Origin of the sequence: Tenacibaculum aestuarii (assembly GCF_964510395.1) — a bacterium.
Classification (GTDB): Bacteria; Bacteroidota; Bacteroidia; order Flavobacteriales; family Flavobacteriaceae; genus Polaribacter; species Polaribacter aestuarii.
In genome coordinates this window covers 1-24718 of sequence record NZ_CAZEFY010000001.1, presented here as the reverse complement: position 1 = coordinate 24718, position 24718 = coordinate 1, and the positions used below count along the sequence as shown (strand labels likewise).

The 24718-nt window shown below is 31.0% G+C and carries 29 protein-coding genes; 12 read left to right on the top strand and 17 right to left on the bottom strand.

Features of this window, described 5'->3' with window-relative positions; all coding sequences use genetic code 11:
- The first annotated feature begins 87 nt into the window (after window positions 1–87).
- The 3 genes from ACKTSU_RS00145 to ACKTSU_RS00135 all read left to right on the top strand — a co-directional run bounded on the left by ACKTSU_RS00145 (window position 88) and on the right by ACKTSU_RS00135 (window position 3053).
- Entirely contained in the window at window positions 88–1020 is a 933-nt protein-coding gene (locus ACKTSU_RS00145; protein ID WP_408034320.1) for a hypothetical protein, read from the top strand.
- Between the two features lie 134 nt (window positions 1021–1154).
- The gene (locus ACKTSU_RS00140; RefSeq protein WP_408034318.1) at window positions 1155–1910 is read left to right on the top strand and encodes an SDR family NAD(P)-dependent oxidoreductase; all 756 of its coding nucleotides are present in this window, start codon (window positions 1155–1157) and stop codon (window positions 1908–1910) included.
- 3 nt (window positions 1911–1913) lie between these two features.
- Window positions 1914–3053, top strand: a complete 1140-nt coding sequence (locus ACKTSU_RS00135; protein WP_408034317.1) for an ATP-binding protein — start codon at window positions 1914–1916, stop codon at window positions 3051–3053.
- A 24-nt stretch (window positions 3054–3077) separates the two neighbouring features.
- On the opposite strand, the gene ACKTSU_RS00130 is transcribed toward ACKTSU_RS00135, so the two are convergent.
- The 3 genes from ACKTSU_RS00130 to ACKTSU_RS00120 all read right to left on the bottom strand — a co-directional run bounded on the left by ACKTSU_RS00130 (window position 3078) and on the right by ACKTSU_RS00120 (window position 4916).
- A complete protein-coding gene (locus tag ACKTSU_RS00130; protein WP_408034315.1) occupies window positions 3078–3428 on the bottom strand; it encodes a hypothetical protein in 351 nt (116 codons plus the stop codon).
- Between the two features lie 130 nt (window positions 3429–3558).
- Window positions 3559–4290 carry a sulfite exporter TauE/SafE family protein gene (locus ACKTSU_RS00125; protein WP_408034313.1) on the bottom strand — a complete coding sequence of 244 codons (732 nt, stop codon included), beginning with the start codon at window positions 4288–4290 and terminating at the stop codon, window positions 3559–3561.
- A gap of 113 nt (window positions 4291–4403) precedes the next feature.
- Window positions 4404–4916 (bottom strand): hypothetical protein, encoded by a 513-nt coding sequence (locus ACKTSU_RS00120; protein WP_408034311.1) that lies wholly within the window; start codon window positions 4914–4916, stop codon window positions 4404–4406.
- Between the two features lie 331 nt (window positions 4917–5247).
- Here ACKTSU_RS00120 and ACKTSU_RS00115 point away from each other — a divergent pair, with 331 nt between their 5' ends.
- Complete coding sequence (locus tag ACKTSU_RS00115) at window positions 5248–5628, top strand: ankyrin repeat domain-containing protein (RefSeq protein ID WP_408034310.1); 381 nt, start codon at window positions 5248–5250, stop codon at window positions 5626–5628.
- Between the two features lie 81 nt (window positions 5629–5709).
- Here ACKTSU_RS00115 and amaB read toward each other — a convergent pair whose 3' ends face one another.
- A complete protein-coding gene (amaB, locus tag ACKTSU_RS00110; RefSeq protein ID WP_408034309.1) occupies window positions 5710–7251 on the bottom strand; it encodes an L-piperidine-6-carboxylate dehydrogenase in 1542 nt (513 codons plus the stop codon).
- A 111-nt stretch (window positions 7252–7362) separates the two neighbouring features.
- Between amaB and ACKTSU_RS00105 the strand changes: the two genes are divergently transcribed.
- Window positions 7363–8415, top strand: coding sequence for an isoaspartyl peptidase/L-asparaginase family protein (locus ACKTSU_RS00105; protein ID WP_408034307.1), 1053 nt, complete (start codon window positions 7363–7365; stop codon window positions 8413–8415).
- On the opposite strand, the gene ACKTSU_RS00100 is transcribed toward ACKTSU_RS00105, so the two are convergent.
- Genes ACKTSU_RS00100 through ACKTSU_RS00090 form a run of 3 tightly spaced genes read right to left on the bottom strand, consistent with a single transcriptional unit; the run spans window position 8412 to window position 10743 of the window.
- A complete protein-coding gene (locus ACKTSU_RS00100; protein WP_408034306.1) occupies window positions 8412–9794 on the bottom strand; it encodes an outer membrane beta-barrel protein in 1383 nt (460 codons plus the stop codon). The genes ACKTSU_RS00105 and ACKTSU_RS00100 overlap by 4 nt on opposite strands.
- Window positions 9795–10295 carry an RNA polymerase sigma factor gene (locus ACKTSU_RS00095; RefSeq protein WP_408035313.1) on the bottom strand — a complete coding sequence of 167 codons (501 nt, stop codon included), beginning with the start codon at window positions 10293–10295 and terminating at the stop codon, window positions 9795–9797. It abuts the gene before it with no gap.
- Between the two features lie 43 nt (window positions 10296–10338).
- A complete protein-coding gene (locus tag ACKTSU_RS00090) occupies window positions 10339–10743 on the bottom strand; it encodes a hypothetical protein (RefSeq protein WP_408034305.1) in 405 nt (134 codons plus the stop codon).
- Between the two features lie 88 nt (window positions 10744–10831).
- On the opposite strand from ACKTSU_RS00090, the gene ACKTSU_RS00085 reads away from it, so the two are divergent.
- From ACKTSU_RS00085 to ACKTSU_RS00070, 4 genes are all read left to right on the top strand, one after another.
- The gene (locus ACKTSU_RS00085) at window positions 10832–11806 is read left to right on the top strand and encodes a LuxE/PaaK family acyltransferase (RefSeq protein WP_408034303.1); all 975 of its coding nucleotides are present in this window, start codon (window positions 10832–10834) and stop codon (window positions 11804–11806) included.
- Between the two features lie 105 nt (window positions 11807–11911).
- Window positions 11912–12358, top strand: a complete 447-nt coding sequence (locus tag ACKTSU_RS00080; RefSeq protein ID WP_408034302.1) for a YHS domain-containing (seleno)protein — start codon at window positions 11912–11914, stop codon at window positions 12356–12358.
- Window positions 12359–12443: 85 nt separating this feature from the next.
- The gene (locus tag ACKTSU_RS00075) at window positions 12444–14090 is read left to right on the top strand and encodes a glycerol-3-phosphate dehydrogenase/oxidase (RefSeq protein ID WP_408034300.1); all 1647 of its coding nucleotides are present in this window, start codon (window positions 12444–12446) and stop codon (window positions 14088–14090) included.
- Window positions 14091–14181: 91 nt separating this feature from the next.
- A complete protein-coding gene (locus ACKTSU_RS00070; protein WP_408034299.1) occupies window positions 14182–14673 on the top strand; it encodes a hypothetical protein in 492 nt (163 codons plus the stop codon).
- Window positions 14674–14761: 88 nt separating this feature from the next.
- On the opposite strand, the gene ACKTSU_RS00065 is transcribed toward ACKTSU_RS00070, so the two are convergent.
- The 3 genes from ACKTSU_RS00065 to ACKTSU_RS00055 form a co-directional block, all read right to left on the bottom strand.
- Window positions 14762–16030: an MFS transporter gene (locus ACKTSU_RS00065; protein WP_408034297.1), complete on the bottom strand. Its 1269-nt coding sequence runs from the start codon at window positions 16028–16030 to the stop codon at window positions 14762–14764.
- Window positions 16031–16033: 3 nt separating this feature from the next.
- Window positions 16034–16693, bottom strand: coding sequence for a hypothetical protein (locus ACKTSU_RS00060; RefSeq protein WP_408034296.1), 660 nt, complete (start codon window positions 16691–16693; stop codon window positions 16034–16036).
- Between the two features lie 226 nt (window positions 16694–16919).
- The gene (locus ACKTSU_RS00055; protein WP_408034294.1) at window positions 16920–17915 is read right to left on the bottom strand and encodes an NAD(P)H-dependent glycerol-3-phosphate dehydrogenase; all 996 of its coding nucleotides are present in this window, start codon (window positions 17913–17915) and stop codon (window positions 16920–16922) included.
- A gap of 97 nt (window positions 17916–18012) precedes the next feature.
- On the opposite strand from ACKTSU_RS00055, the gene dut reads away from it, so the two are divergent.
- Together dut and ACKTSU_RS00045 are read left to right on the top strand one after the other, a co-directional pair.
- Window positions 18013–18444 (top strand): dUTP diphosphatase, encoded by a 432-nt coding sequence (dut, locus tag ACKTSU_RS00050; RefSeq protein WP_408034292.1) that lies wholly within the window; start codon window positions 18013–18015, stop codon window positions 18442–18444.
- Window positions 18444–18809 (top strand): hypothetical protein, encoded by a 366-nt coding sequence (locus ACKTSU_RS00045; RefSeq protein WP_408034290.1) that lies wholly within the window; start codon window positions 18444–18446, stop codon window positions 18807–18809. The genes dut and ACKTSU_RS00045 overlap by 1 nt, the downstream gene beginning before the upstream one ends.
- 4 nt (window positions 18810–18813) lie before the next feature.
- Here the strand turns inward: ACKTSU_RS00045 and ACKTSU_RS00040 are convergent, their stop codons facing one another.
- On the bottom strand, window positions 18814–19350 hold the full coding sequence (locus tag ACKTSU_RS00040) for a GNAT family N-acetyltransferase (protein ID WP_408034288.1): 537 nt from the start codon (window positions 19348–19350) through the stop codon (window positions 18814–18816).
- Window positions 19351–19434: 84 nt separating this feature from the next.
- Window positions 19435–20442: a recombinase RecA gene (recA, locus tag ACKTSU_RS00035; protein WP_028891613.1), complete on the bottom strand. Its 1008-nt coding sequence runs from the start codon at window positions 20440–20442 to the stop codon at window positions 19435–19437.
- 114 nt (window positions 20443–20556) lie between these two features.
- Between recA and ACKTSU_RS00030 the strand changes: the two genes are divergently transcribed.
- Window positions 20557–21132: a pseudouridine synthase gene (locus ACKTSU_RS00030; RefSeq protein ID WP_408034286.1), complete on the top strand. Its 576-nt coding sequence runs from the start codon at window positions 20557–20559 to the stop codon at window positions 21130–21132.
- Window positions 21133–21135: 3 nt separating this feature from the next.
- On the opposite strand, the gene ACKTSU_RS00025 is transcribed toward ACKTSU_RS00030, so the two are convergent.
- The 5 genes from ACKTSU_RS00025 to ACKTSU_RS00005 form a co-directional block, all read right to left on the bottom strand.
- Window positions 21136–21840 (bottom strand): hypothetical protein, encoded by a 705-nt coding sequence (locus ACKTSU_RS00025; RefSeq protein WP_408034284.1) that lies wholly within the window; start codon window positions 21838–21840, stop codon window positions 21136–21138.
- A gap of 2 nt (window positions 21841–21842) precedes the next feature.
- Window positions 21843–22283, bottom strand: a complete 441-nt coding sequence (locus ACKTSU_RS00020; protein WP_408034282.1) for a GNAT family N-acetyltransferase — start codon at window positions 22281–22283, stop codon at window positions 21843–21845.
- Entirely contained in the window at window positions 22283–22714 is a 432-nt protein-coding gene (gene rpiB / locus ACKTSU_RS00015) for a ribose 5-phosphate isomerase B (protein ID WP_274634092.1), read from the bottom strand. The genes ACKTSU_RS00020 and rpiB overlap by 1 nt, the downstream gene beginning before the upstream one ends.
- A 763-nt stretch (window positions 22715–23477) precedes the next feature.
- A complete protein-coding gene (locus ACKTSU_RS00010) occupies window positions 23478–23645 on the bottom strand; it encodes a hypothetical protein (RefSeq protein ID WP_408034280.1) in 168 nt (55 codons plus the stop codon).
- Between the two features lie 78 nt (window positions 23646–23723).
- A complete protein-coding gene (locus ACKTSU_RS00005) occupies window positions 23724–24635 on the bottom strand; it encodes a diacylglycerol/lipid kinase family protein (RefSeq protein ID WP_408034278.1) in 912 nt (303 codons plus the stop codon).
- Window positions 24636–24718 lie beyond the last annotated feature (83 nt).

Below are 24718 nucleotides of genomic sequence, written 5' to 3'. Positions count from 1 at the left end.
ATTATCAAAAGCACCTCCAAAAGAGGTGTTTTTTATTTTTGGCACGTAATTTGAAAACTCATAAGCATAACCATAAAACGAAAGCTTATGAAACGTATAAAATTACTTTTATTACTACTTGTTAGTAGTGTAACACTTACTTCGTGTGTTGTAAGAAATGAAATTGTACATGATGGATTTGGAGATGATGGTTTTTCTTTACATCAATATATTTCTAGTTATGATTTATGGTATGTAGATTATCACAAAACAACAGGTACAGGAGATGTTCCATTTTTATCAAGAGCGTTTACCATTTCCTTTTTAAACGGAACCATGTATGCAAACAACAATATTGTTGATATCGGTCATACAGGAAACGGTTTAGGAATTGCAGTTGGAAGCTATGGAACTTACGGAACTGTATTAGAAACTCGACACGATATAGATGGATATTTTGAATTTGAGGTAGTACAACTTTCTGACAACAGAATTAGAATTGATGACTTATCACAAAACGTAAGTTACTATTTGGTTGGATACCAAAGAAATCAATTTGATTATGACATGTTGTTCTATGATAATATTGAATACTTTTTACAAGAGTATGTAGCTTGGGAAAAGATTAATAAATATGGAGGAAATGATAACCCTTTTGATTATGAAAACTACTTACAGTTTACTCCAGAAAATGATGTGACATTCTATTCATCTCACGATCCTTTTGGCACAAATGTTGATTATATAAATTGGGATTTTAAGGGAAGTTATGTAGTTCGTAACGTTCAAGGTGAACAGAACTTAAAATATTTAACACTTAATTATGATAATGGAGATACTGAAGAATTTGACTTAACCGTTATTAATGATGGTGAGATAGAACTGTATCATGTAAATTCTCAAAGAACCTATGTTTTTTCTGGTAGAGGATTTATACAATACAAAAAAGGTGAAAGTACCACTAGTACTAAACCAGCTGTAAGGAATAGCGGTAGAAAACGTACTAAGATAGAAAGAGAAACAGTTCCGAAAAGGAAGTAAAAATAAAGTTTGGTTAGTTGATTTTTGGTTGGTGTAGTAGCCAACTAAAAGGAACCGCTCCGTAAGGGGCGGTTTTTCATTTTATAATAGTGGCTTAACATAAAAAAGGTTACCTTTATACAAAACAAAAAACCATGCAACAAACTGCTTTAATTACAGGAGCAACCTCAGGTATTGGTAAGGCAACCGCTCAACTTTTTGCTAAAAATAACATCAACTTAATTATTTGTGGTCGACGTATTGAAAAGCTTCAACAACTTAAACAAGAACTATCACAGTTTACCAAAGTACATATACTTCAATTCGATGTTCGCTACAACGATGAAGTAAAAAAAGCAATCAACAGTTTACCTAATGAATTTAAACATATAGACATTCTTATTAACAATGCCGGTAATGCACACGGACTAGACAGCTTTCAAAATGGAAATATAGACGATTGGGATGCTATGATTGACGGAAACGTAAAAGGGCTTTTATATGTTTCAAAAGCTGTGATTCCTCAAATGGTTGAACGCAACAACGGATTTATCTTAAATATCGGTTCTATAGCAGGAAAAGATGTATATCCTAACGGAAATGTGTATTGTGCTTCAAAGTTCGCTGTAAACGCTTTAAATAAAGGAATGCGCATCGATTTAAACCAACATAACATTCGTGTGTGTGCCATTCATCCAGGTTTGGTAGAAACTGAATTTTCTGATGTTCGTTTTAAGGGAGACACTGAAAGAGCCAAAACCGTATACCAAGGTTACAAAGCACTACAACCTGAAGATATAGCAGATATTATTCATTTTGTTGTTACACGCCCATATCACGTTAATATTGAAGATTTAATCGTATACCCTACAGCACAAGCTAGCGCAACTATTGTGAATAAAAATGCTTAAGTTGTGATTAACAAACGTCTTTTAATTAAAAACTTACTATCTCATAACGATGAGAATAGTTTTTATGATAAAAAACAAAAGTTATCCTTAGGCTCTAAAGAAGGAAAAGCCAAATTTATAAAACACATTTGTGCACTTTCAAACTCCAATCCAAACAATAACTCATATATCGTTATTGGTATTGAGGATGAAGAAAACACCATTATTGGTGTAGATTTTTACGACGATAGTAAAATTCAAAATCTGGTAAATGCTTACCTGAATAATCCACCAAAAATAGAATATGAAAACGTTCCTTTTCCTCGTTTACAGCGTCATAAAGTAATAGGGTTAGTAACTATATATCCTAACAACTCTATTACATCTTTAGCAAAAAATGCTTGGAAATATCGTAAAGGAGCAGTGTTTTACCGTAGAGGAAGTAACTCAATACCTGTAGAAGGTAGTTTTGAACTTAGAAACAACAATAAAGCAATTGTTGAAGCTATTGAAAAAAACGCCAATAATAATATTAAACTCACACTTGATGGTGTTTTCGATTTTATCAACCGACATAAACCAGAATATAATCCGAGATACAAAGTATTTAACGAGCAATTCGTATTGTGTTGGGCAGGAAAAAGAAAACTAATTAACAACGAAGAGTTTTTTACTCGTGTAGATATTGAATTAGTTAATGAACAAGTTCGTTTATTTTTTTCTTCGTTAGATGATGTTCAAATCAGTTATAACGAGCAATCATTTATTATTACCGAATACATTGTATTGGGTATTGATAAAACCGAAAAACGTTATCCATTAGAAAAAACCATCATCAATTTTAAAGACAACGGAAAACACGATATTGTTACCGAGTTTTTGTTTAAACCACCACAATACGATAAAAATATTTTACAGCATATTTACAATAATAACAACTGTATTGTCGCAAAAATTATAAAAAACAAACCGCTTTCGGTTACTGAACATGAAGATGTTTTTAGACTTCCTACCTCCTACTTAATTTGCTATTTAAACGGATTTTTAAACGCTCCGTTACAACTTAAAAAAGCAAAAAACTATATTAAAAATCTAGAAGATAAAACCACCTATATCAAATACAAAGAAGCGATGCGTGTGCTAAGGAAAGTGAAGTATAGTTAACCAACTTAATTATCAATTTCAGTCTTAATTTATCTTTTCAAATTTTTGAGAATACCCTTCATTAGAAATAAAATTTAATATCAGATACTGATTCTTTAATTCAAATGAGATAGTTGCGATATTAGGATCTTGACATCCAGTAGTTATAGTGTTATTCTCATAAGTTCCTGAACTTATTACTTCATCCGAGTATGGTTCGCATAAAGATCCATTAGTAATCAAGGTTCCATCACTTTTAAACTCAATAGTTTTATTACTCTCTACTGGTTCGAAAGTTCCACTTCCATCACCTGGATCAGCTAAAACCTCAATTAATTTCCATTTTCCTACCGAATCTGCTTCAATATTATTTTGTTCATTACTACAAGAAAACATTAGTCCAATAGATAATAAAAGTAAAATTTGCTTTTTCATTTTTTTTTATGTTTTTATTTAACTATTAGATGTTTAATTGTTTAAAAGGTTGCGTCACATAGTTTATAAAATAAAGCTCTTTAGTATTTTACTACCTCAACATCAACTGAACAATCGTTACTATCCCAATCAATAAAATAAAAGTCAACGACAAGGTTCTAAATTTAGACTGTGGTATATAGGCTAATATTTTCTTTCCGATGAATGTACCTACTATACCGATGATAAATAAAAAAGGCACATATTTTAAGTCGTGATCATGAATATAGCCGTTTTGGTAATACACAAAAGTTCTTGAAAAATCGATCATAAAATCGATAAAAGCAGAAGTTGCTATAAACACACTCTTTTCTAAATTAAAAGCTGCCATAGTTAACCCTCTTATAGCTCCTCCTGTGCCTAATAATCCTGCGGAAAATCCTGAAAGAGTACCACCTACAATGGCGTTTTTTCTGTTAGGAGAAAAAGAAAACCTATTTCTAATTAGGAAAAAAGCACTAAATGCTACTAAAAAAACACCTAAAAATATTTCTAAATACATACTGTTTAAATGTTTTGATAATACACCTCCTAAGATTACAAAAATCACAGAAGGAATTCCGATGTTTATCAATAACTTTTTATCTAATCCTTTTTTGAATAAAAAGATTTTACTCACATTACTCGATAGATGAAAAATAGCGGTTAAGCCTAACACAGAATAAAAATCGAAATAAAAATTTCCTAACGGAACAAAGAAAACAGAAGAACCGAATCCGCCTATTGTTCCAATTATTTCAGCTACTAAAGCTAATAGTAAAAAAATAAAGTTAATATCTTTCATTTGCACCTTTTAAGTAACGAAGGTACTTGGTTTTATATTAAGAATCAATCTATGTTTTGGGTAAAAAATAACCCTTGAAATTATCAAGGGTCAGAATTTTATAGCGTGATTTTTTACTTTCCTCCATTTAATGTCTCTTGCCAATCTTTAAGCTCTTGCCATTTTCCTTCTGAAGCTAGCTGAGCTTGTTTTGGCCATGAATCTGGTTTATGAATTTTATAACGATCCCCACCACTATTTAATACCTCTTGGCATTTTTCTACAGAGGTTTCTCCTAATATTTTCCAAGTGTCAATTCCAAAATTGTGAAAAAGACTTTCTATTTTTGGTCCAATACCTTCAACTATTTTCAAGTCGTTTTCTTTTATCTTTTTACCAAAAATTTTCTTGACTAGTGCACTATCAAAAGAAGCCTCTGTACTTGTTCTTGCTAGTTTTAAATCCGTTTCTAGGTTTGAGTTGTTCTCTCTACAAGTTCGTAAACTATCTTCTAATTTTACAATTTTATTCTTCAAAAGAACTATCTCATCTTCTTTTATGTTTTTACTGGATAGCTTTCCAATTAAATAGCCTAAAAAAGCAGTAATAAGTCCTACTAATAATGGAATTAATATACACCAATTCATAGTTTTTGTTTTAAGTTGATTATAATTTATTATTAAATATTACGTGTTGTTGTTTTTCAATAGTACAATAATGCTTCTTACAGCATAAATACCAACACAACAAAGTACCTACTGTAATGGTTAAAAAAATACCATATAAATATGTTGATCTCTTACTCATTTAAAACATCTTAATTTACTGATTGTTAATTTATTAAAAATAATTTAATCTATTAAGAGATTTTTAAGAGCTCATCTTAAATTATTGTTAAGTCTCTATTTTTATTGAAACGTTTTTTTTTAATAGGCGTCTTTTAGCTGTAACCTAATCTTAAAATAAAAACGTAACATCATGAAAAAATTTGTATTAACTGCTTTAGCAATCGCTTTATCTTTCGGAACTATTACTGCTTCAAATTCTTATGAAGCTCCTGTAAAAATGACTATAGAAAGTCCTAATGTAAGTACCTTTTGTAAATTAATTAGAGCTGGAAATTTTGAAGCTGTAAAAGCTATGGTTGATAATGGAACAGATATTAACAGAAAATCTGTAGGATTAACTCCTTTAATGTTTGCTGCTAGATATAACAAAGCAGATATTGTTCAATTATTAATTGATAACGGAGCCAAATTAAAAACTAAATCTGAAAGAGGATATACTGCCTTAGAATATGCAAAAATGTCGAAAGCACACGAAGCTTATAAAGCTATTGCCGCGGCTTTAGAAAAATAGTATAACCAACAACTTAGATAAAAACAAAACAGTCTCATCAAAATGATGAGACTGTTTTTATGTTTTGAAAACTGCGTTTTCTTATAAATCGAATTTAATTCCTTGTGCTAAAGGTAATTCATCAGAATAGTTTACTGTGTTTGTTTGACGACGCATGTATACTTTCCAAGCATCAGATCCAGACTCACGTCCACCACCTGTTTCTTTTTCACCACCAAAAGCTCCACCTATTTCAGCACCAGAAGTACCAATATTAACGTTAGCAATACCACAATCAGACCCTGCATATGATAAGAATTTTTCAGCTTCTTTCATTTCATTTGTCATGATTGAAGAAGATAATCCTTGCGCAACTCCGTTTTGTAATTCAATAGCATTTTCAACACCACCCAAATACTTCATTAAGTATAAAATTGGAGCAAATGTTTCGTGTTGAACAATTTCAAAATGGTTTTCAGCTTCAATAATTGCTGGCTTAACATAACAACCACTTTCGTAACCTTCTCCTTCTAAAACTCCTCCTTCAACTAATACGTTTCCTCCTTCAGCTTTTGCTTTTTCAATAGCAGCTAAATAAGTATTTACTGAATCTTTATCAATTAATGGTCCAACGTGATTATTTTCATCTAATGGATTTCCAATCTTAATTTGACCGTAAGCTCCAACAATCGCATCTCTTACTTTATCGTATACAGATTCGTGAATGATTAAACGACGTGTTGAAGTACAACGTTGACCACAAGTACCTACAGCACCAAATACAGCTCCAGGAACTACTACTTTTAAATCAGCAGTTGGGGTAATGATAATTGCATTGTTTCCTCCTAATTCTAATAAAGATTTACCAAAACGCTCAGCGACTTTAGTACCAACAATACGTCCCATTCTTGTAGAACCAGTAGCAGATACTAAAGGAATACGTGCATCTTCAGTAATATATTCACCAACTTTGTAATCTCCATTAACAATACAAGAAATTCCTTCTGGTAAATTGTTAGCTTTTAAAACCTCAGCAATAATGTTTTGGCAAGCAACTGAACATAAAGGTGCTTTTTCTGAACCTTTCCATACACATACGTTACCACAAATCCAAGCTAAAGCTGTGTTCCAAGACCAAACAGCCACTGGGAAGTTAAATGCAGAGATAATACCAACTACTCCTAATGGATGCCATTGCTCTCTCATTACGTGTCCTGGTCTTTCTGATGGAATTACTTGTCCGTTTAACTGACGAGATAAACCTACAGCAAAATCACAAATATCAATCATCTCTTGAACCTCACCTAAACCTTCTTGGTAAGATTTTCCCATTTCATAAGAAACTAACTTACCTAAAGGTTCTTTTAATTCTCTTAATTTGTTTCCAAATTGACGAACAATTTCTCCTCTTTGTGGAGCAGGCATTGCTCTAAAAGTTTTGAAAGCTGAAGTAGCCGCATCCATCACCTTATCATAATCTTCACGAGTACTTGCTACTACCTTACCAATTAACTTACCATCAACTGGTGAATAACTTTCAATAATTTCTCCGTTTGCGAAGTTTACTGAACCTGTTGAAGTTCCGTTGTTTATATCTTTTAAGCCTAATTGAACTAAAGCTTCTTTAATACCAAAATCTGCCATGTTTTATATTGTAATTTTAGTTTTTTAAATTTAAAGCTCAAAACTACGAATAATTTTACAATTAATAAATTAAACAAAAACAACTCTGTTTGTTTAAAAATTAACAAAATCATGAAAAATATTTTCTTCTGCCTTACTTTAACCTTCCTACTGTTTTCTTGTAATAAAACTAAAACAACTTCAAAAGAGCTAAATAATACTCCTACAAACGAGTTTGCAATTATTATTCATGGTGGGGCTGGTACAATTCTGAAAAAAAACATGACTCCTGAAAAAGAAGCTGCTTATAAAGCTAAATTAGAAGAAGCTGTAAGAACTGGGTATGAAATTTTAAAAAATGGAGGTTCTAGTGGAGATGCTGTTGTAAAAACTATTCAGGTAATGGAAGAATCTCCCTTATTTAATGCTGGAAAAGGAGCTGTTTTTACTCATGAAGAAACTAACGAGTTAGATGCATCTTTTATGGATGGAAAAACCTTGAATGCTGGTGCTGTTGCAGGTGTAAAAGATATAAAAAGCCCTATTGAAGCTGCTAGAACAGTAATGACGAACTCTGATCATGTGATGCTTTCAGGGGCTGGTGCTTCTCAATTTGCGAAAGAACAAGGGTTAGAAATTGTAGATCCAAGTTATTTTTATACCGAAAATCGTTTCAAATCTTTACAACGAATTAAAGACAAAGAAAAAACGGAATTAGACCATGACGATAAAAAAGCAGCCTTTTATGACACTGATATTAAAAACAGTAAATATGGTACAGTTGGTTGTGTTGCTTTAGATAAAGAGGGAAATATTACTGCGGGTACTTCTACGGGTGGTATGACAAACAAACGTTGGGGACGAATTGGAGATTCTCCTATTATTGGTTCTGGTACCTACGCTAATAATAATACCTGTGGGGTTTCTTCAACTGGTTGGGGTGAATATTTTATACGTACTCAAGTAGCCTATGATATTTCTGCACAAATGGAGTATCAACAAAAAACATTGAAAGAGGCAACCAAAGATGTTATTCAAAATAAATTAACCAAGCTTGGTGGAACAGGTGGTGTAGTTGCCTTAGATAAAAATGGTAATATGTCTTTTGAATTTAACACTGCTGGAATGTACAGAGCTTCAATGAATGATAAAGGTGATTTAATTATTAAGATTTATAACGATTAAAACTGGTAACTTAAACCTGTATACACACCTATAAAATAAGGCTGAAACCCATTTGAATCATTTTTAAATGTATTTAACTGGGTTTTTAGCATTGGATTAATATTTATAGACCATCTATTACCTAGTTGATAATTTAAATCGATTCCTAAGTTTCCACTAAAATTAATCGAGTTTAAGTTATTGGCTTCGCCTGAAGTAGAAAAATTCGTGGTATTAAGAGTTACATCATTTTTATTTAAAAACAACGAGCTAAAACCAACTACTAATTCTGTTTTAATCTTTTTCCCTTCTAAGAAATTGTATTTTATTTGTACTGGAACTTCTACATATCCATATTTTTGATTTAACTCTCCATCAAGGCTTCCTGAACTTATAGATACTGAACTTGTACTAAAATTTGTTTGAGAGGTATCACTTAATGCATAACTTTCACCTGAGCTAAAAACTACATTTGAACTACTTGATTTTACAGGGTTAACAGCTACATTAGTATTAGAATAACCCATTTCTTGTAAATGAATTCCTGATTGAATTGTCCATTTTTTATTTAGTTGATATGCTACTTGAACTCCATACGAATAGCTTGTATTTCCTTTTGTTGAATTTGATAAACTTGCATCTATTGGAGATGATTCTGAAAATGAATTAGAGTTTAAAACTGCTACTGTAGGTGAAACAGACCAAGACTTCGTTTTAGGCTTTTCTTTAGTTTCCTCTTCATTTTTGTCAACAACTGCTAAAAAATCTTTTTTAGGTTTTAGAACTTGATTAATCGTATCATTTTCTTTTTTCAAAAAAGTGTTTTCTTTCTTTTTAAAAACTGGCAAGCTATTTTCAAGCTTGCCAGTAGGTTGCTCTTCTTTCACAACATCATTTTTTGCTAGTAAAGCCCCTTCAACTACTTTACTTGCCATGTTGTTGCTATCTTTTCCTTGCAACTCTTTTTGGCTAACCTTCACAACATGATTAGCGGTTAAAACTTCATTCTCGTGAAGCTTTTCTTTCAATATTCTTTTCTTTTTCGTTTCTTCTTTTATTACAACTATTTCGTGTGAATTTTCTTTTATTGATTCAGTTAATAAAATATCATCCTTCAGTTCATCTTTTATATTTTCTTCAGGTTTTGATGATTCTGATTCAACAATTACTGGGTCTATTTTTTCTAAATTGTCTTGGTTGTCAATATAAGGATACAATAAAAGCCCTAAAACAAATACTGCAGCAACCCCCCCTGAAAACCACCAAATAGGAAAAACACGATGTTTTTTCTTTTTTTGTAGTTTTTCTTCAATAGCATTCCATACTCTTTCGTTTGGAGTAACCTCCAAATCCTTAAGTTTTTCTTGAAATAGTCTATCGATGTTTTTTTCTTCCATCATTTATGCCTTTTGCGCTGTTGCTTGATACACTTCTACCTCTTTTTTTAATAATTGTCGTGCTCTTGATAAATTAGATTTTGACGTTCCTTCAGTAATATTTAATAATGATGCTATTTCTTTATGCGAATAATTATCTAAGACATATAAGTTAAAAACTAATCGATACCTATCTGGTAAATCTTGAATTAACTTTAATAATATATCAACATTTACACTTTCTGTTTCTAATACAACTTCTTCTTCAAATTCTTCACTCACCCCATCTGTTAGTAATTGTAAAGGTGATTTCTCTCTGTATTTCTGTAAAGCTGTATTTATAGTTATTCGTTTCATCCATCCTTCAAAAGACCCTTGATTATTATATTGACATATCTTTTTAAAAATAGTTAAGAAGCTATCTTGCAGTGTATCTTCTGCATCTTGATAATTTCGAGAATACTTTAAACAAAGCGCAAAAAGTTTACCAGAAAATAACTGATAAACTTGAGCTTGAGCTGCTATATTTTGACGACAGCATTCTTGTATGAGTTTCTCTAAATTGATGCTACAAATTTACTGGAATTACCACTTCTTCGTATACATCTTCTCCTTCTTCATTTTTACCTTTCCAAAACTTGAAAACGTAATCTTCTACTTGTGTTGCTTCAACAGTAAAAGCATATTCTTCCTGTCTAATATCTTCAGTACATGCACCATCAAGATTAACTATAGCTGTACCAGCAACTATTCTGGTGGTATCAACCCTTTGGTAATACAATCCATCAAAAGCATAACAACCATTAGGTAGTGTATACTTAATTTTTATGGTATCTACCTCACCGAAGATAAAACTCTCTGGAGTTTCCGCACTATCAATCTTTAAAAACTCATATCTAAAATTTGATCCGTCATCATCCAAACAAGAATAAAACGTAAACACACTCAAAAAAAGAATCAAAATTTTTTTCATTATTTATATTTTAATTTTACTGATCTATGTACTAGATGAAAAAAAATTAAAAAGGTTGCGTGGAATACTTGTATTTTTGTGAAAGTTTATGAAAAGTACCGTTTTTAACATACAATCTACTGAAGATTTCACGAATACAGCACTACAAGTTTTTAAGCATCAATTTGCTAATAACAAAGTATATCGCTCTTTTTGCGATTTAATCTATGTTCATCCTTCTGATGTACATACTGTAGAGCAAATTCCGTTTTTACCTATTCAGTTTTTTAAAACTCGCGAAGTACTTTCATCAACCGATGAAATTCAAGAAACTTTTACCAGTTCAGGAACAACGGGAAGTACAACTAGTAAACATTTAGTTACCGATTTATCATGGTACGAAACCAGCTATCTAAAAGGTTTTGAACATTTTTACGGAAACATCGAAGATTATGTAGTATTGGCTTTGTTGCCAAATTATTTAGAGCGAAAGGGGTCTTCTTTAATATACATGGTTGATGATTTAATCAAGCGTTCTCAACATCCTGAAAGCGGGTTCTACCTCAACAATCTTGATGAGTTAGCTCAAAAGCTTAAGTTCCTAGATACCCAAGGAAAAAAAGTACTTTTAATTGGAGTTTCATTTGCTTTGTTAGATTTAATTGAGCAATATGAATTCAACCTTTCTAATACTATTATTATGGAAACTGGTGGGATGAAAGGAAGAAGAAAAGAACTTATTCGTAACGAGTTACACACGATTTTAAGTAACGGATTTGGAGTAAAAAATATTCATTCTGAATATGGAATGACAGAATTGTTAAGCCAAGGATATTCAAAAGGAAATGGTGTTTTTAACTGTCCGCCTTGGATGCAAATTTTAACTCGTGATACTGAAGATGCTTTGACTATTTTGCCAAAGGGAAAATCTGGTGGAATTAATGTCATTGATTTAGCAAACTACAATTCTTGCTCCTTTATTGCTACACAAGATTTAGGAAAAGTATACCAAGACAATAGTTTTGAAATTATCGGGCGTTTTGATAATTCTGATATTCGCGGGTGTAATTTAATGGTTTTGTAATTTTCATCTTACATTATAAAAATTAAACACACTTAACCACTATTAAATAATTCACAACTGTAATTACTGTTGTTTTTTATCGACTACTTTTAAAATTCATAGACGATGAAAAATACCATTACACTTCTTTTCCTTATCATTTCAAGTGCTTTATTCTCTCAAAAAACAGAATATTACCTTAAAAAAGGATATGTTGCTGAAGGTTATGATGTTGTTTCGTATTTCAACAACAAACCTCTTGAAGGAGATAAAATATATCAAACCAGCTATGACGGAGTAAAACTTAAGTTTTCTTCGGAAAAAAATTTAACCTTGTTCAAAGAGAATCCAACCAAATACATTCCACAATATGGAGGTTATTGTGCTTATGCTATTGGAAAAACAGGTGAGAAAGTAAGTATTGATCCTAAAACCTTCGAAATTAGGGACGGTAAACTATATCTCTTCTATAACTCTTGGGGTACCAATACATTAAAATTATGGTTAAAAGAAAACCCTGAGAAATTAAAAAAACAAGCAGATCTTAATTGGAAAAAAGGAGTTCATAAGTAAATCCTTTATACCTAAAAGTTTTCAACTACTTTTTTATTCTTTTTCAGTTCTTTTTATTCTTACTTTTGGTAGATAAAAAACATCTATGAACAATTTTTCTTTTTTTAACCGAGCTAATATTCAGCAAGAATTACAAACAACTGAGTTCGATATTTTAGTAATTGGTGGCGGAATAACTGGAGCGGGTATTGCTTTAGATGCGGCTTCTCGAGGTATGAAAGTTGCCCTTATTGAAAAAAATGATTTCGCTTCTGGTACTTCTAGTAAATCAACCAAACTTATCCATGGTGGATTGCGATACCTTAAACAATTCGATTTTTGGTTGGTAAAAGAAGTAGGTACCGAGCGTGCCATTGTTCATAAATTGGCACCTCATTTGGTGGTTCCTGAAAAGATGATTTTACCACTTATTGAAGGCGGAACCTACGGTTCGTGGTTAACCTCTATCGGATTAAAAGTTTACGATGTGTTGGCTTCTGTTGAAGGCGATGATAAACGTAAAATGCTTACCAAAAACGAAGCGTTAGAAAAAGAACCTTTGTTACCAGAAAACATTTTAAACGGAGCAGGTTTTTATGCTGAATATCGTACCGATGATGCGCGCTTAACTATTGAAGTGTTAAAAACAGCCAGTCAATACGATGCTCAAATACTCAACTATACGTGTGCAGATGAATTTATTTATGAAAATAAACGTGTAGTAGGTGCTAAAGTAACCGATGTTTTTACCAAAGAAAGCTACGATATCAAGTCGAAATATGTTGTAAATGCTGCTGGACCTTGGGTAGATGAATTACGTCAAATAAATAACTCTAAAATTGGAAAACGTTTACACTTAACCAAAGGAGTGCATTTAGTGGTTCCACATGAAAAATTACCTGTAAAACAATCCGTTTATTTTGATATTCCTGATGGTCGTATGATGTTTGCTATTCCTCGTGGAAAAGTAACCTATTTTGGAACTACCGATACCAATTATCAACAAGACAAAGATTCAGTAGAAACCTCAATGGTAGATGCTTTGTATTTGATTGAAGCGGTTAACAATATGTTTCCCGATATTCATTTAACAATAGATGATATACAATCTTCATGGGCAGGATTACGCCCCTTAATTCACGAAGAAGGAAAATCAGCTTCAGAATTATCTCGTAAGGATGAAATTTTTGTATCTGACACGAAGTTAATCTCTATTGCAGGAGGAAAATTAACAGGCTACCGAAAAATGGCTGAACGTATTGTAGATATCGTTGCTAAAAAAATGAAACGCCGTTTTGAGGTAGATTTCGACCCTATTCAAACGGAAGAAATTGTATTAGCTGGTGGACCATTTCAAAACTACAAATCGGTAAAATTATATGGCAATCAGATTTATAAACGTATAAAACCGTTTGGTTTCACTGAAAAAGATGCTAACTATTTAGTGCATAACTACGGAAAACAAACTGAACTTATTTTAGATAAATTTGATGAATTAGAGGAAGAAAACCTTGAAAGACGCTTATTACAAGCTGAAATTTGGTTTACTACAAAACACGAAATGACTTGTACTCCTACCGACTTTTTTATGAGAAGAACGGGGCGTTTGTTTTTTGATAAACCTAGTGTTGATATCCATAAAAACTTTGTAGTACAAGAGTTTGCCAAACGCTTTAATTGGAATGATGAAACAACATTATTGCACGAAAAAGAGCTGGAAGAAAAGATAAGCTTAACAATAAAATTTAACTAGTTTCTTACCTTCTAAATTATCTTAGAATTATATATTTGGCGCTCCATAACCCCTACCCAAAAAAAGGTTGGTACAATTAATTTTAAGTAGCATGAAACAAGTTGTAGTCGTATTCTTTTTATTAACCAGTTTTATAGTAAAAAGCCAAACTAATATTATTTCAAATTCTGATTTTAATAATATTAAAATTAATAATATCACCTTAGGTGATTTAAAAAAAACCCTTGGAAAACAAGCTAAGATAGAATCCCTTTTAGGTACTTCTAATTCTTATGAAGATAATGGGTTTTACTATTACTATAAATTCAATGGATTAAAAATCGATTTTTCTACTTCTGGAAGAAAACCTTACATTGAGTCGTTTGATGTTTTAAATAGTGAAGCTAGTTTTACTATAAAAGGTATTACAGTGACTGTGGGAGATCCTATTAGTAAATTAGGAACTATTGATTTTAGTACTGGCAGAAATGGTGATAAAAGTATTTTATATGCCGAATGTGATAGTTGTGATGTTTTTATAAATATCGACTTCGATCAAACAACAAAAAAGATTACAAAAATCAACTATTTTGATATGTCGTAATTGATTTATTGATAGTTGAAACAATCATACTAAAACCCCAGAAACTAAGTTTCTGGGGTTTTCTATTTTATGTAAATAAAAACTATTACTACTCTATTTTTTCATGCTCTTCCAAATCTTTTGTCAAGTCTAATTTTCGAAGTGTTGGATTTACTATTCCAGTAGTTACTACCGTAATTAAAGTCATGGTTCCACCAAAAACTACAGCAGTTACGGTTCCCATTAATTTAGCAGTTACACCACTTTCAAAAGCGCCTAACTCGTTGGAAGACCCAACAAACATTGAATTTACCGAGGCCACTCTACCACGCATGTGATCAGGTGTTTTTAATTGTAAAATGGTTTGACGAATAACCATTGAAACCCCGTCGGTAACTCCACTAAAAAACAATGCTACGATTGAAATCCAGAAAACAGAAGATAATCCAAAAACAATGATACAAACTCCAAAGCCAAAAATAGCCGCTAAAAGCTTCATTCCGGCATTTTTACTGATAGGTATGTAAGCAGTTATTAACATCGTTAAAAACGCACCTACAGCAGGTGCAGCACGTAAAACCCCAAATCCTTCAGGACCAACTTTTAAAATATCTTGTGCGTATACAGGTAACAAGGCTACAGCTCCACCAAATAATACTGAAATCATATCTAAAGTAATGGCTCCTAAAATCGCTTTTGTTTTATACACAAAACGCACTCCTTCTTTTAAACTTTTCATGACAGGTTCGCCAATCTTTGGATTTAAAATTGGTTTCTTTTTGATAAAGAATACTGTTAAAAATGATATAGAAACCAGTCCGAAAACAATACACAACGACCAATGTACACCAATCCAAGAAATGGTTAAACCTGCAAAAGCGGGACCTAATACCGAAGCTATTTGCCATGTAGAACTACTCCATGTTGCCGCATTAGGATATAATTTTTTTGGAACAATTAGAGCTATTAATGAGAAAATCGTTGGTCCGAAAAACGAGCGTAACAATCCTCCAAAAAACACCAATGCATAAATAGCATATAGAATAGTTTTTTGTTCCCATCCTTCAACAAAACTAGGTAGAGTTAAAAAGAATAAACCTAAACTTATGAGCGAAAACAATCCGATACACAAAGCAAGCAAGTTCCGTTTCTCTTTTTGATCAACAATATGCCCTGCAAACAATGCCATGGATACTGCAGGAATTACTTCCATCAACCCAATAATACCTAATGATAACGGATTTTTTGTAATACTATACACTTGCCACTCGATAATGATAAATTGCATAGACCAAGCAAATACCAAAGCAAAGCGAACTAAAAGAAAAATATTAAACTCTTTAATTCTGAGAGAAGCGTAGGGGTCTTTTTTTTCCATGGATTAATTTAATTTCAAATCCATTAAAATGGCAAAAGTTTCATTTACATCGCGTTCTTTTACTACAATAGTCATTTCATGAGTTGTAGATATTACCTCTTGAACAGCAATATTTGCCCAAGCAAATTGCTTTAAAATAAAGTAATAAATTCCTGATTGATCTAAATTTTCTTTTGGAAGCTTTAACGTGATTGATGCTAAGTCGTTCACATTGTTAATTAATGTTTCTTTCTTAAAAATTTCTTCAACATACGGTTGTAAATTTTTACTGGTAACAATGTTGGTTTCAAAAATTCCTTGTGAAACAGTTAAAAAATAGTCATTACTATCAGCAGACTTGCTTAAAATTTTAGCAATTTCTTTTAGTAATGAAGTGGTATTTTTAAATGTAAAATCACACAAATCAGAACGTACAATTACATCACCTAAATTTAATGCTAGTCGTTTAATATTTTTACGAACTCTCAATTCATTCGCTGGTGATAGCCTATTTATTGCCATCATTACCGCACCAACTTTTACATCTTTCTTTAAAAGCTTTGAAACTTCAGGTAAGATTTCTCTTGCCAATGAAGATACATTAATTAACTTTTCATTTAAAGCCTCTTCTATAAAAGGCGTTTTTCTGATGGTAATTTCAACAGCTTCTTGAATTGTTTTCATAATTGTTTAGTTTTAAACTAAAAGTAATAAAAATATAATAATCAGTAATTTTATACCATTACTTATTTTTCATCAAAAATTTAACAAAAATATTTACTAATCAGATTTTTAAATTAACTTTGTTATTATTTTTATATACAAAACCTACAAACAACTCAATTATAGAAGCGATTGATGGGGCTTCTTAATTCATTTTAAGAAGGATTATTTGTACAAATGCAAACAACTAATCTAATCTATTTGTTAACTTTAAAAACTCATCTTTCGCTTCTTTTTTGTCATATAAGACATTATATACAGCGTTTATAATTGGAGTTTTTGCACCGTTATTTTGATTAATTTGATATGCGCTTTTAGTGGCATAATATCCTTCTGCAACCATACTCATTTCTAACATAGCAGATTTTACCGTATAGCCTTTACCTATCATATTTCCAAACATTCTATTTCTACTAAATGTAGAATATCCTGTAACTAACAAATCACCTAAATATGCCGAATTGTTAATATTTCGCTTCATTTTATGAACCTTTTTAATAAAGCGTTTCATTTCACGAATTGCATTACTCATTAATACTGCTTGAAAATTATCTCCATAGCCTAAACCATGAGCTATTCCTGCGGCAATAGCATAAATATTTTTTAGCATTGCTGCATATTCAGTACCTATAATATCGTCGGAAATTTTTGTTTTTATATAACGACCTGCTATCGATTTACTTAACTCTTTAGCCTGTTCTTGGTCTTGACAAGCCAATGTTAAATATGATAAACGTTCCATTGCCACTTCTTCGGCATGACAAGGTCCAGAAATAACTCCTATACTTTCATACGGAACATTATATGTTGTGTGGAAATGTTCTCCTACGATCAACCCAGATTCTGGAACAATACCTTTAATTGCAGAAAACACAACTTTATTTTCTAACGAAACAGTCAATTTTTCTAACTCTTTGTTTAAAAATGCTGATGGAATTGCAAAAATTAACACGTCGTAATTTTCAACAATATAATTCATATCATCAGACAAATCGAGTTGCTCTGGATGCAGTTCTGCAGAACTTAAATAGTTAGGGTTGTGTTTGTTGCGTTTAATATGTTCAATTGCATACACACTACGCATATACCAACCAATAGTTTCTAAATTTTCTGATAACATTTTAACAATAGCAGTTGCCCAACTTCCTCCTCCTAATACAGCTATTTTAGTTTGATTGTTCATAAGTAGTATTTGTTTGTAGTACAAAATTAAGAAATCTATAAACTACTCTCTAATCTTAAACCTTATTATATTTGAATTTTAAAAATTATTGAAACATATGAACGTACAAATTATAAACAAGTCCAAACATCAAACTCCTACATATGAAACCGAAGGGTCTGCAGGAATGGATTTACGCGCTAATATAGACGAAGCAATTATTTTAAAACCTTTAGAAAGAGCTATTATAAAAACTGGATTATTTATTGCGCTTCCTGTTGGATATGAAGCCCAAGTTCGTCCTCGTAGTGGACTTGCAGCTAAAAAAGGAATTACCGTATTAAATTCTCCAGGGACTGTTGATGCAGATTACCGTGGTGAAATTGGAGTTATTTTAGTGAACTTATCTAATGAAGAGTTTATTGTAAATGATGGTGAGCGTATTGCCCAATTAGTCATTGCAAAACATGAGCGTGTAAACTGGCAAGAAGTAGCTGTTTTAGATGAAACAGAACGTGGTGCTGGTGGTTTTGGAAGTACAGGAGTATAATGGAAGAACCTAATTTACAACCCTTACGTATTACTTCTGGTTGGAAAGTAGAATGGAATTTATTTTATGAAGTAGATCCTTCCGAAGGTTTTATGCATTATTTGGACTCAAGTTCTTTATTGCATCTAACTAATTACCAACTTATGAGAGCAATTGATTTAGATTTTAGACCAGAAAATGACCTTAACGGTCTTTTTTATCTTAGAGTTATAAATCTTACTAAAGTTAAAAATCCTAAGACTAAAAAAATAGATTACAAAGGTAATTGGGAAAACTTATATTTTGAGTTGTCTTCAAAAAATAGGTTAGAAATTGTCAAGGAAATTGAACGTTTGGTAATACAAATACCTCCCTACAAACAATAGTAATTTACAATACTTTATATACTTGACTCATTTTTCGAACATTGTCAAATAATAATTCAAAGTCTAAAAAACAATGTGAATGATATTGGTATCCTAACTTTTTATAAAATTCAAAAGCTTGCGGTTTTTCATCCATAGTATCTAACCATATCATTTCATATTGTTTTTTAATGGCTTCTTCTTCTAACCAAGCTAATAATTGCTTACCAATTCCTTTACCTTGAGTATTTTTATGTAAATAAATTCGATGGAGTTTCAATGACTTTTTATTCTCTAGTCTTAAGAGTTTTTTATCCCATAAGATTCTAAAAATTCCCACTATTTCTGCATTAAAAAGAACAAAATAATAGCTTGTTTTATCTTCTGATAGTTCTTTTTCTAAATTACTTTTTGAAAATTGATTTTGTAGATACCAATCACCTCCATCTTTCCAAAAATCTTTATAAGCATCTTTATATACATCATTCATTAAAGTATTAAGAATTTTGAAATCTACTACTTGTATTTCTTTGATTTGTATGCTATTAGATATCTTAATCATATTTATTTTTTATAAAAAAAAAGCTGTTCTTTAACAAGAACAGCTTTTTAAATAGTAATAGTTTGAACTTTGAATTTAAATTACTTATTCTTGATTTTCAATAGCTTCTTTAATTTTATTTTCTAGTTCGTCCATTAATTCAGGATTGTCTTTAATAACACCTTTTACAGCATCTCTACCCTGACCTAATTTTGTGTCTCCGTAACTAAACCAAGAACCGCTTTTCTTTATAATTCCGTACTCTACACCAATATCTAAAACCTCACCAACTTTTGAGATTCCTTCTCCATACATAATATCAAATTCTGCTTGTTGGAATGGTGGAGCCACTTTATTTTTTACAATTTTAACCTTGGTACTGTTACCAATTACCTTATCACCATCTTTAATTTGAGTTCTCTTACGAATATCTAAACGAACCGATGCATAGAATTTTAATGCGTTACCACCCGTTGTAGTTTCAGGGTTACCGAACATTACACCAATTTTTTCACGTAATTGGTTAATGAAAAATACCGTACAGTTAGTTTTACTAATTGTTCCTGTTAACTTACGTAAGGCTTGCGACATTAAACGTGCATGTAATCCCATTTTAGAATCCCCCATTTCACCTTCAATCTCAGATTTTGGTGTTAAGGCAGCAACAGAGTCAATCACTACAATATCAATAGCTCCTGAACGAATTAAATTATCAGCAATTTCTAAAGCTTGCTCTCCGTGATCTGGTTGAGAGATAATCAAGTTATCAACATCTACTCCTAAACTTTCAGCATAAAAACGGTCGAAAGCATGTTCTGCATCAATAAAAGCAGCAATACCTCCTGCTTTTTGAGCTTCAGCAATTGCATGTATTGTTAAGGTTGTTTTACCCGATGATTCTGGTCCGTAAATTTCAATAATTCTTCCTCGTGGATAACCTCCAACTCCTAAAGCTAAATCTAAGCCTAAAGAACCCGATGAAATAGCATCTACATCTTCTACTTGGCTATCGCCTAACTTCATTACCGTTCCTTTTCCATAGGTCTTATCTAGCTTATCTAGTGTAAGTTGAAGCGCTTTTAATTTCGCTTCTTTTTCTTTATCTGCTGCCATAAATCGTGCTAATTATTTTAATATATAAGAATGGCTAAGTTATGAAAAACTAACTTTAATTCCCCATCTTTTTTATGTTACATTTTGTAATATTGTACTCCTTAAAAATAACAGATGTCAGAGCATCATCACTTTATTATTTACAAACCTTACGGTTTTCTTTCCCAATTTATAACCAATCAAATAAAAGGAGGTAAACACAAATTGTTGGGAGAATTGTATGATTTTCCTGAAAAAACAATGGCTGTTGGTAGATTAGATGTAAAATCGGAAGGTTTATTATTATTGACTACAGACGGAAAAGTAAGCGATTTTATTACTACCAAAGGTGGAGTTGAAAAAGAATATTATGTTCAGTTAGATGGGGCTATTACTGCGGAAGCTATTGAACAATTACAAAACGGTGTTGAAATTGGTTTTGATGGAAAAAAATATATGACTCAACCTTGTAAAGTTGAGTTAATTGACACTCCTGATTTACCAGAACGTTCTAAAAAAATTCGCGATGCTCGTCACGGTCCTACTCCCTGGATTTCAGTTACTTTAACCGAAGGTAAATTTAGGCAAGTACGTAAAATGACTTCAGCTGTTGGTTTTCCTACACTTCGTTTGGTACGTGTTCGTGTGGGTGATATTCTACTAGGAAATATGCAAGTCGGCGAAGTTAGAGAAGTTGAGGAATTGATTTAATCATTAAAAATGATCTTTCAAATTTAACTTTTCAATTAATATTCTTTTTGAATAATCTACAGCTAGATGAGTTGCAATACTATACTCATCAGGATGATCATAATTTTTCTTTAATTTATTTGTAGCTATTAGATAATGAAAATATAAGTTTTCATCCTTAAATAATTGAGGAACTTCAGTTTTTAAACCAAATGGTAATATTTTAGTGATAGATTTTTCCACATATCTTTTACTTAAAAAAAATCCTGACTTTACAATTCCTAAGTTATCTTTAAGTCGATTAGGCATCCAATCATTATTTTTTGCCCTAATTTTCATTATTTCTCCATCTTCAGTACCTATACTTACTACATTTTTTTCATCATCTATCCATACTGAATCTAAGTGTTCACCGGTGTCTGGTTCAGAAGTTACCTTTGAGTTATTAGGACTTAAAATGCAATCAAAACTCAATGTTTTTTTTGCATCGTTTAACTTATGTATTTTAAAAATCCAACCTATAGTCTTTTCTACTTTAAATTGATTGAATTCCTCTTTCTTTAGTTCATCCAACCAATTTTTAACGTCATAAAATTCAATAATTTCTATTTTAAATGAATTTGATAAAAGATTATAACCTAATTCACTAGTAATTATTTTAACCTCTTCATCACTCTGAAAGTTAAGTGATATTTCACCCAAATTGGTTAAAAAATTACTTATTCTCATTATCAAATTTTTACCATTCTTATATGTGGAATACCATCCTCTAAATACCCTTCTCCTATTTGTTTAAATCCGTGAGATTCATAGAATTTCTGTAAATAGGTTTGTGCAGAAATGGTAATTGTAGTTTCATTATAGTTATCAACAATAGCTTTGATAGATGCTTTTATCAAATCGTGACCATAACCATATTTACGTTCACTTTCCTTTACTACAACCCTACCAATACTAGGGGTATTAAAATATTCACCGCTGTTAAATAATCGTGTATATCCAACTATTTTTCCTTCTTTTTCACCTAAAACATGCAATGCTTTTAAATCTTTTCCATCAATATCTTGGTATACACAATCTTGTTCAACAACAAAAACTTCAGAACGTAATTGCAAAAGCTCATACAGTTCTGAAGTTGTTAATTCTTGAAATGTTTTAATCGTAATATTCATTAACAGCAAGCTATTTTTTCTACTCTATTAGCGTGACGTCCACCTTCAAATTCAGTAGATAAAAATATTTTTACAAAACCTAAAGCCTGTTGTAACGATACAAAACGAGCTGGAATCGTTAAGATATTAGCGTCGTTGTGCTGACGTGTTAATTCTACCAATTCATTATTCCAACATAAAGCGGCACGTACTCCTTGGTGCTTGTTAGCGGTCATTTGCGCTCCGTTACCACTTCCACATAAAATAATTCCCATTTCTGCTTGTCCTGTCTCTACAGCTTCTGCAGTTGGGTGAATGGTATCTGGGTAATCCATACTATCAGTATCATTGGTACCAAAGTTGATTACTTTATGTCCTAATTCTTCTAAAAGTTTAATAATTTCAAACTTATACTCGGTACCTGCATGGTCATTTCCTACAGCGATTGTCATAATTTGTTGATTTTAATTCAGTTGTGAGTTACAAAAATACAGTTATTCACGGTTATCAACAGTAATTAACAATGCTTTTTTTAGTATTCTTAATAACCTCTTTAAAATTAAGGGGTTAAACTATATTATCTAATTGTTAAGAACTAATAGTATATTCTGAAAAGAAAATTTGATTTTCTAAATATTTTTTACAATACAAGAACAAGAATTAATTATGCAACTTTTTTTTTGAGATTTTAATGAACATTTATCAACATAAAATTAACCCTTTTTTTACATTTAAAAATAAATTAACTATTCATAAAAATTAGTGAATTGCTGTTTATAACTTTTGTTAATAACTCTATTTTATAATTGATTTTAAAGATTTTATTTAGCTAATAACTTGTTTACTTATTTTAATAAGTCACTTCACCAAAAATAAAATCCACTTTTTATTCCACATATTAACACGCTATAATAACAATCATTTCTTTTTTTAAATTTTAAAAATCTTTTTTATTAATAATATTATATGTTGATAACAGGTTTTTTTTAATTCTAGATTTTGCTTTTCTGAAGATTAATTTTGTTATTACGTATTTGTGATTCTTTACTTAGAAAGCTTTGTTAAGTTTCTTTTGATTGAAATAAAGCTGGGAGAAGAAATTATTCCCTTTCTCGTTTTTGTAGGGTAAAATTCCGAAAATTAAGCTGTGTAAGCTACTATTGTTTATAAGTACTGATAAGTGTAATTGAAGATTATTTGACTATCGCCCTGCGATTAAACGGCTTTTTTAGCAGCTTTTATAAGGTAAACAGAGTCTTTTGCTTTTACTACTTCTTTAGGATTTTTTTCGTTTAAAGTCGTATTAATGCTTACTACAGTAACGATAATTCCTGTGATAAATATGAAAATAAATAGTGCTATTATTTTACGTAAGCTTTTCATTTATAACGACTTTATTTTATTATAAAGACGTATAAATTTAAGATATGTTACAATTTTCTTAAGTTTTTTTTAACTTTTTTACGGAATAACGATTTTAATAGCTTTTTTAAACATTGTTACTTTTACTGAGCCCTGACCTATTAACTCTCCATCTGCCTCAATATAAGGTACATCTGTAGTATTTGTTGGAGTTATTAACAATGAGTTTGATAGGTGTGTTTCTACCTTTTTATGTTCTACTATTTTTCCGTTGTACAACTTTTGAATATTCAATAAAAAATCTATTAATGAGAAGTTTTTAGCAATGGTAATATCAAATAAACCATTACTACTATCTTTATAATCAGTTAATTGCATTCCTCCTCCAGAAAACTTACAAATTCCAAATAAGGTCATCAAGCATTTAGTTTCAATAATTTGATTGTTAACTTCTATAGTAAATTCAGTTTTTTTATAAAGTAACAAGCCGGCTATTCCGCTTAATAAGTAAGCAATAGGTCCGAATCTTTTTAGTTTATTCAACTTATTAACAACATATCCGTCATAACCTATTCCTGCTACATTAAAAAAGTAAGAAGAGGTGTTTTTTAACTCTAAATAACCAATATCTTGATGTATCGTTTTTTCTTGTTGAATATAACTAATAGCTTCTTTTATATTTTTTGAAATATTATAGGTTTTAATCCAATCATTTCCTGTTCCTAACGGAATAACAGCTACTGTAATTTCTTGACTATCAATGGTTTTTTGAGTCATTATACCATTAATAATATGATGTAAAGTACCATCACCACCTACTGAAATAATTTTTTTAAATCCTTCATTAATAGCATTTTGAATTAACGTTATTTCATGTTTAGTATGCGTTGTTTGTGCATATTTAAAGGAGATATTTTGAGTAGTTAATTCATGTTGAATAGTATTCCATATCTTATAAAAATTACCTCTTCCCGCAACTGGATTTACAATTACAAACCATGAATCACTCATATACATACTTTTAAATAAAAAGTTGAAATGTACAAAATGAATTTATAACAGTTATTTAAAATCATTAGCGTTATTTTTATTCG

What these genes read in the sequence shown, in the direction of transcription:
- ACKTSU_RS00145 (WP_408034320.1), top strand. Translation starts at nt 88, where the DNA reads ATGAAACGTATAAAATTACTTTTATTACTACTTGTTAGTAGTGTAACA.
- ACKTSU_RS00060 (WP_408034296.1), bottom strand. Translation starts at nt 16,693, where the DNA reads ATGAAAACAATTCAAGAAGCTGTTGAAATTACCATCAGAAAAACGCCT.
- ACKTSU_RS00140 (WP_408034318.1), top strand. Translation starts at nt 1,155, where the DNA reads ATGCAACAAACTGCTTTAATTACAGGAGCAACCTCAGGTATTGGTAAG.
- ACKTSU_RS00090 (WP_408034305.1), bottom strand. Translation starts at nt 10,743, where the DNA reads ATGAAAAAAATTTTGATTCTTTTTTTGAGTGTGTTTACGTTTTATTCT.
- ACKTSU_RS00075 (WP_408034300.1), top strand. Translation starts at nt 12,444, where the DNA reads ATGAACAATTTTTCTTTTTTTAACCGAGCTAATATTCAGCAAGAATTA.
- ACKTSU_RS00070 (WP_408034299.1), top strand. Translation starts at nt 14,182, where the DNA reads ATGAAACAAGTTGTAGTCGTATTCTTTTTATTAACCAGTTTTATAGTA.
- ACKTSU_RS00005 (WP_408034278.1), bottom strand. Translation starts at nt 24,635, where the DNA reads ATGAGTGATTCATGGTTTGTAATTGTAAATCCAGTTGCGGGAAGAGGT.
- ACKTSU_RS00130 (WP_408034315.1), bottom strand. Translation starts at nt 3,428, where the DNA reads ATGTTTTCTTGTAGTAATGAACAAAATAATATTGAAGCAGATTCGGTA.
- ACKTSU_RS00020 (WP_408034282.1), bottom strand. Translation starts at nt 22,283, where the DNA reads ATGAATATTACGATTAAAACATTTCAAGAATTAACAACTTCAGAACTG.
- ACKTSU_RS00125 (WP_408034313.1), bottom strand. Translation starts at nt 4,290, where the DNA reads ATGAAAGATATTAACTTTATTTTTTTACTATTAGCTTTAGTAGCTGAA.
- ACKTSU_RS00115 (WP_408034310.1), top strand. Translation starts at nt 5,248, where the DNA reads ATGAAAAAATTTGTATTAACTGCTTTAGCAATCGCTTTATCTTTCGGA.
- amaB (WP_408034309.1), bottom strand. Translation starts at nt 7,251, where the DNA reads ATGGCAGATTTTGGTATTAAAGAAGCTTTAGTTCAATTAGGCTTAAAA.
- ACKTSU_RS00085 (WP_408034303.1), top strand. Translation starts at nt 10,832, where the DNA reads ATGAAAAGTACCGTTTTTAACATACAATCTACTGAAGATTTCACGAAT.
- ACKTSU_RS00030 (WP_408034286.1), top strand. Translation starts at nt 20,557, where the DNA reads ATGTCAGAGCATCATCACTTTATTATTTACAAACCTTACGGTTTTCTT.
- ACKTSU_RS00065 (WP_408034297.1), bottom strand. Translation starts at nt 16,030, where the DNA reads ATGGAAAAAAAAGACCCCTACGCTTCTCTCAGAATTAAAGAGTTTAAT.
- ACKTSU_RS00120 (WP_408034311.1), bottom strand. Translation starts at nt 4,916, where the DNA reads ATGAATTGGTGTATATTAATTCCATTATTAGTAGGACTTATTACTGCT.
- rpiB (WP_274634092.1), bottom strand. Translation starts at nt 22,714, where the DNA reads ATGACAATCGCTGTAGGAAATGACCATGCAGGTACCGAGTATAAGTTT.
- ACKTSU_RS00025 (WP_408034284.1), bottom strand. Translation starts at nt 21,840, where the DNA reads ATGAGAATAAGTAATTTTTTAACCAATTTGGGTGAAATATCACTTAAC.
- ACKTSU_RS00055 (WP_408034294.1), bottom strand. Translation starts at nt 17,915, where the DNA reads ATGAACAATCAAACTAAAATAGCTGTATTAGGAGGAGGAAGTTGGGCA.
- recA (WP_028891613.1), bottom strand. Translation starts at nt 20,442, where the DNA reads ATGGCAGCAGATAAAGAAAAAGAAGCGAAATTAAAAGCGCTTCAACTT.
- ACKTSU_RS00080 (WP_408034302.1), top strand. Translation starts at nt 11,912, where the DNA reads ATGAAAAATACCATTACACTTCTTTTCCTTATCATTTCAAGTGCTTTA.
- ACKTSU_RS00040 (WP_408034288.1), bottom strand. Translation starts at nt 19,350, where the DNA reads ATGATTAAGATATCTAATAGCATACAAATCAAAGAAATACAAGTAGTA.
- ACKTSU_RS00105 (WP_408034307.1), top strand. Translation starts at nt 7,363, where the DNA reads ATGAAAAATATTTTCTTCTGCCTTACTTTAACCTTCCTACTGTTTTCT.
- ACKTSU_RS00100 (WP_408034306.1), bottom strand. Translation starts at nt 9,794, where the DNA reads ATGATGGAAGAAAAAAACATCGATAGACTATTTCAAGAAAAACTTAAG.
- dut (WP_408034292.1), top strand. Translation starts at nt 18,013, where the DNA reads ATGAACGTACAAATTATAAACAAGTCCAAACATCAAACTCCTACATAT.
- ACKTSU_RS00045 (WP_408034290.1), top strand. Translation starts at nt 18,444, where the DNA reads ATGGAAGAACCTAATTTACAACCCTTACGTATTACTTCTGGTTGGAAA.
- ACKTSU_RS00010 (WP_408034280.1), bottom strand. Translation starts at nt 23,645, where the DNA reads ATGAAAAGCTTACGTAAAATAATAGCACTATTTATTTTCATATTTATC.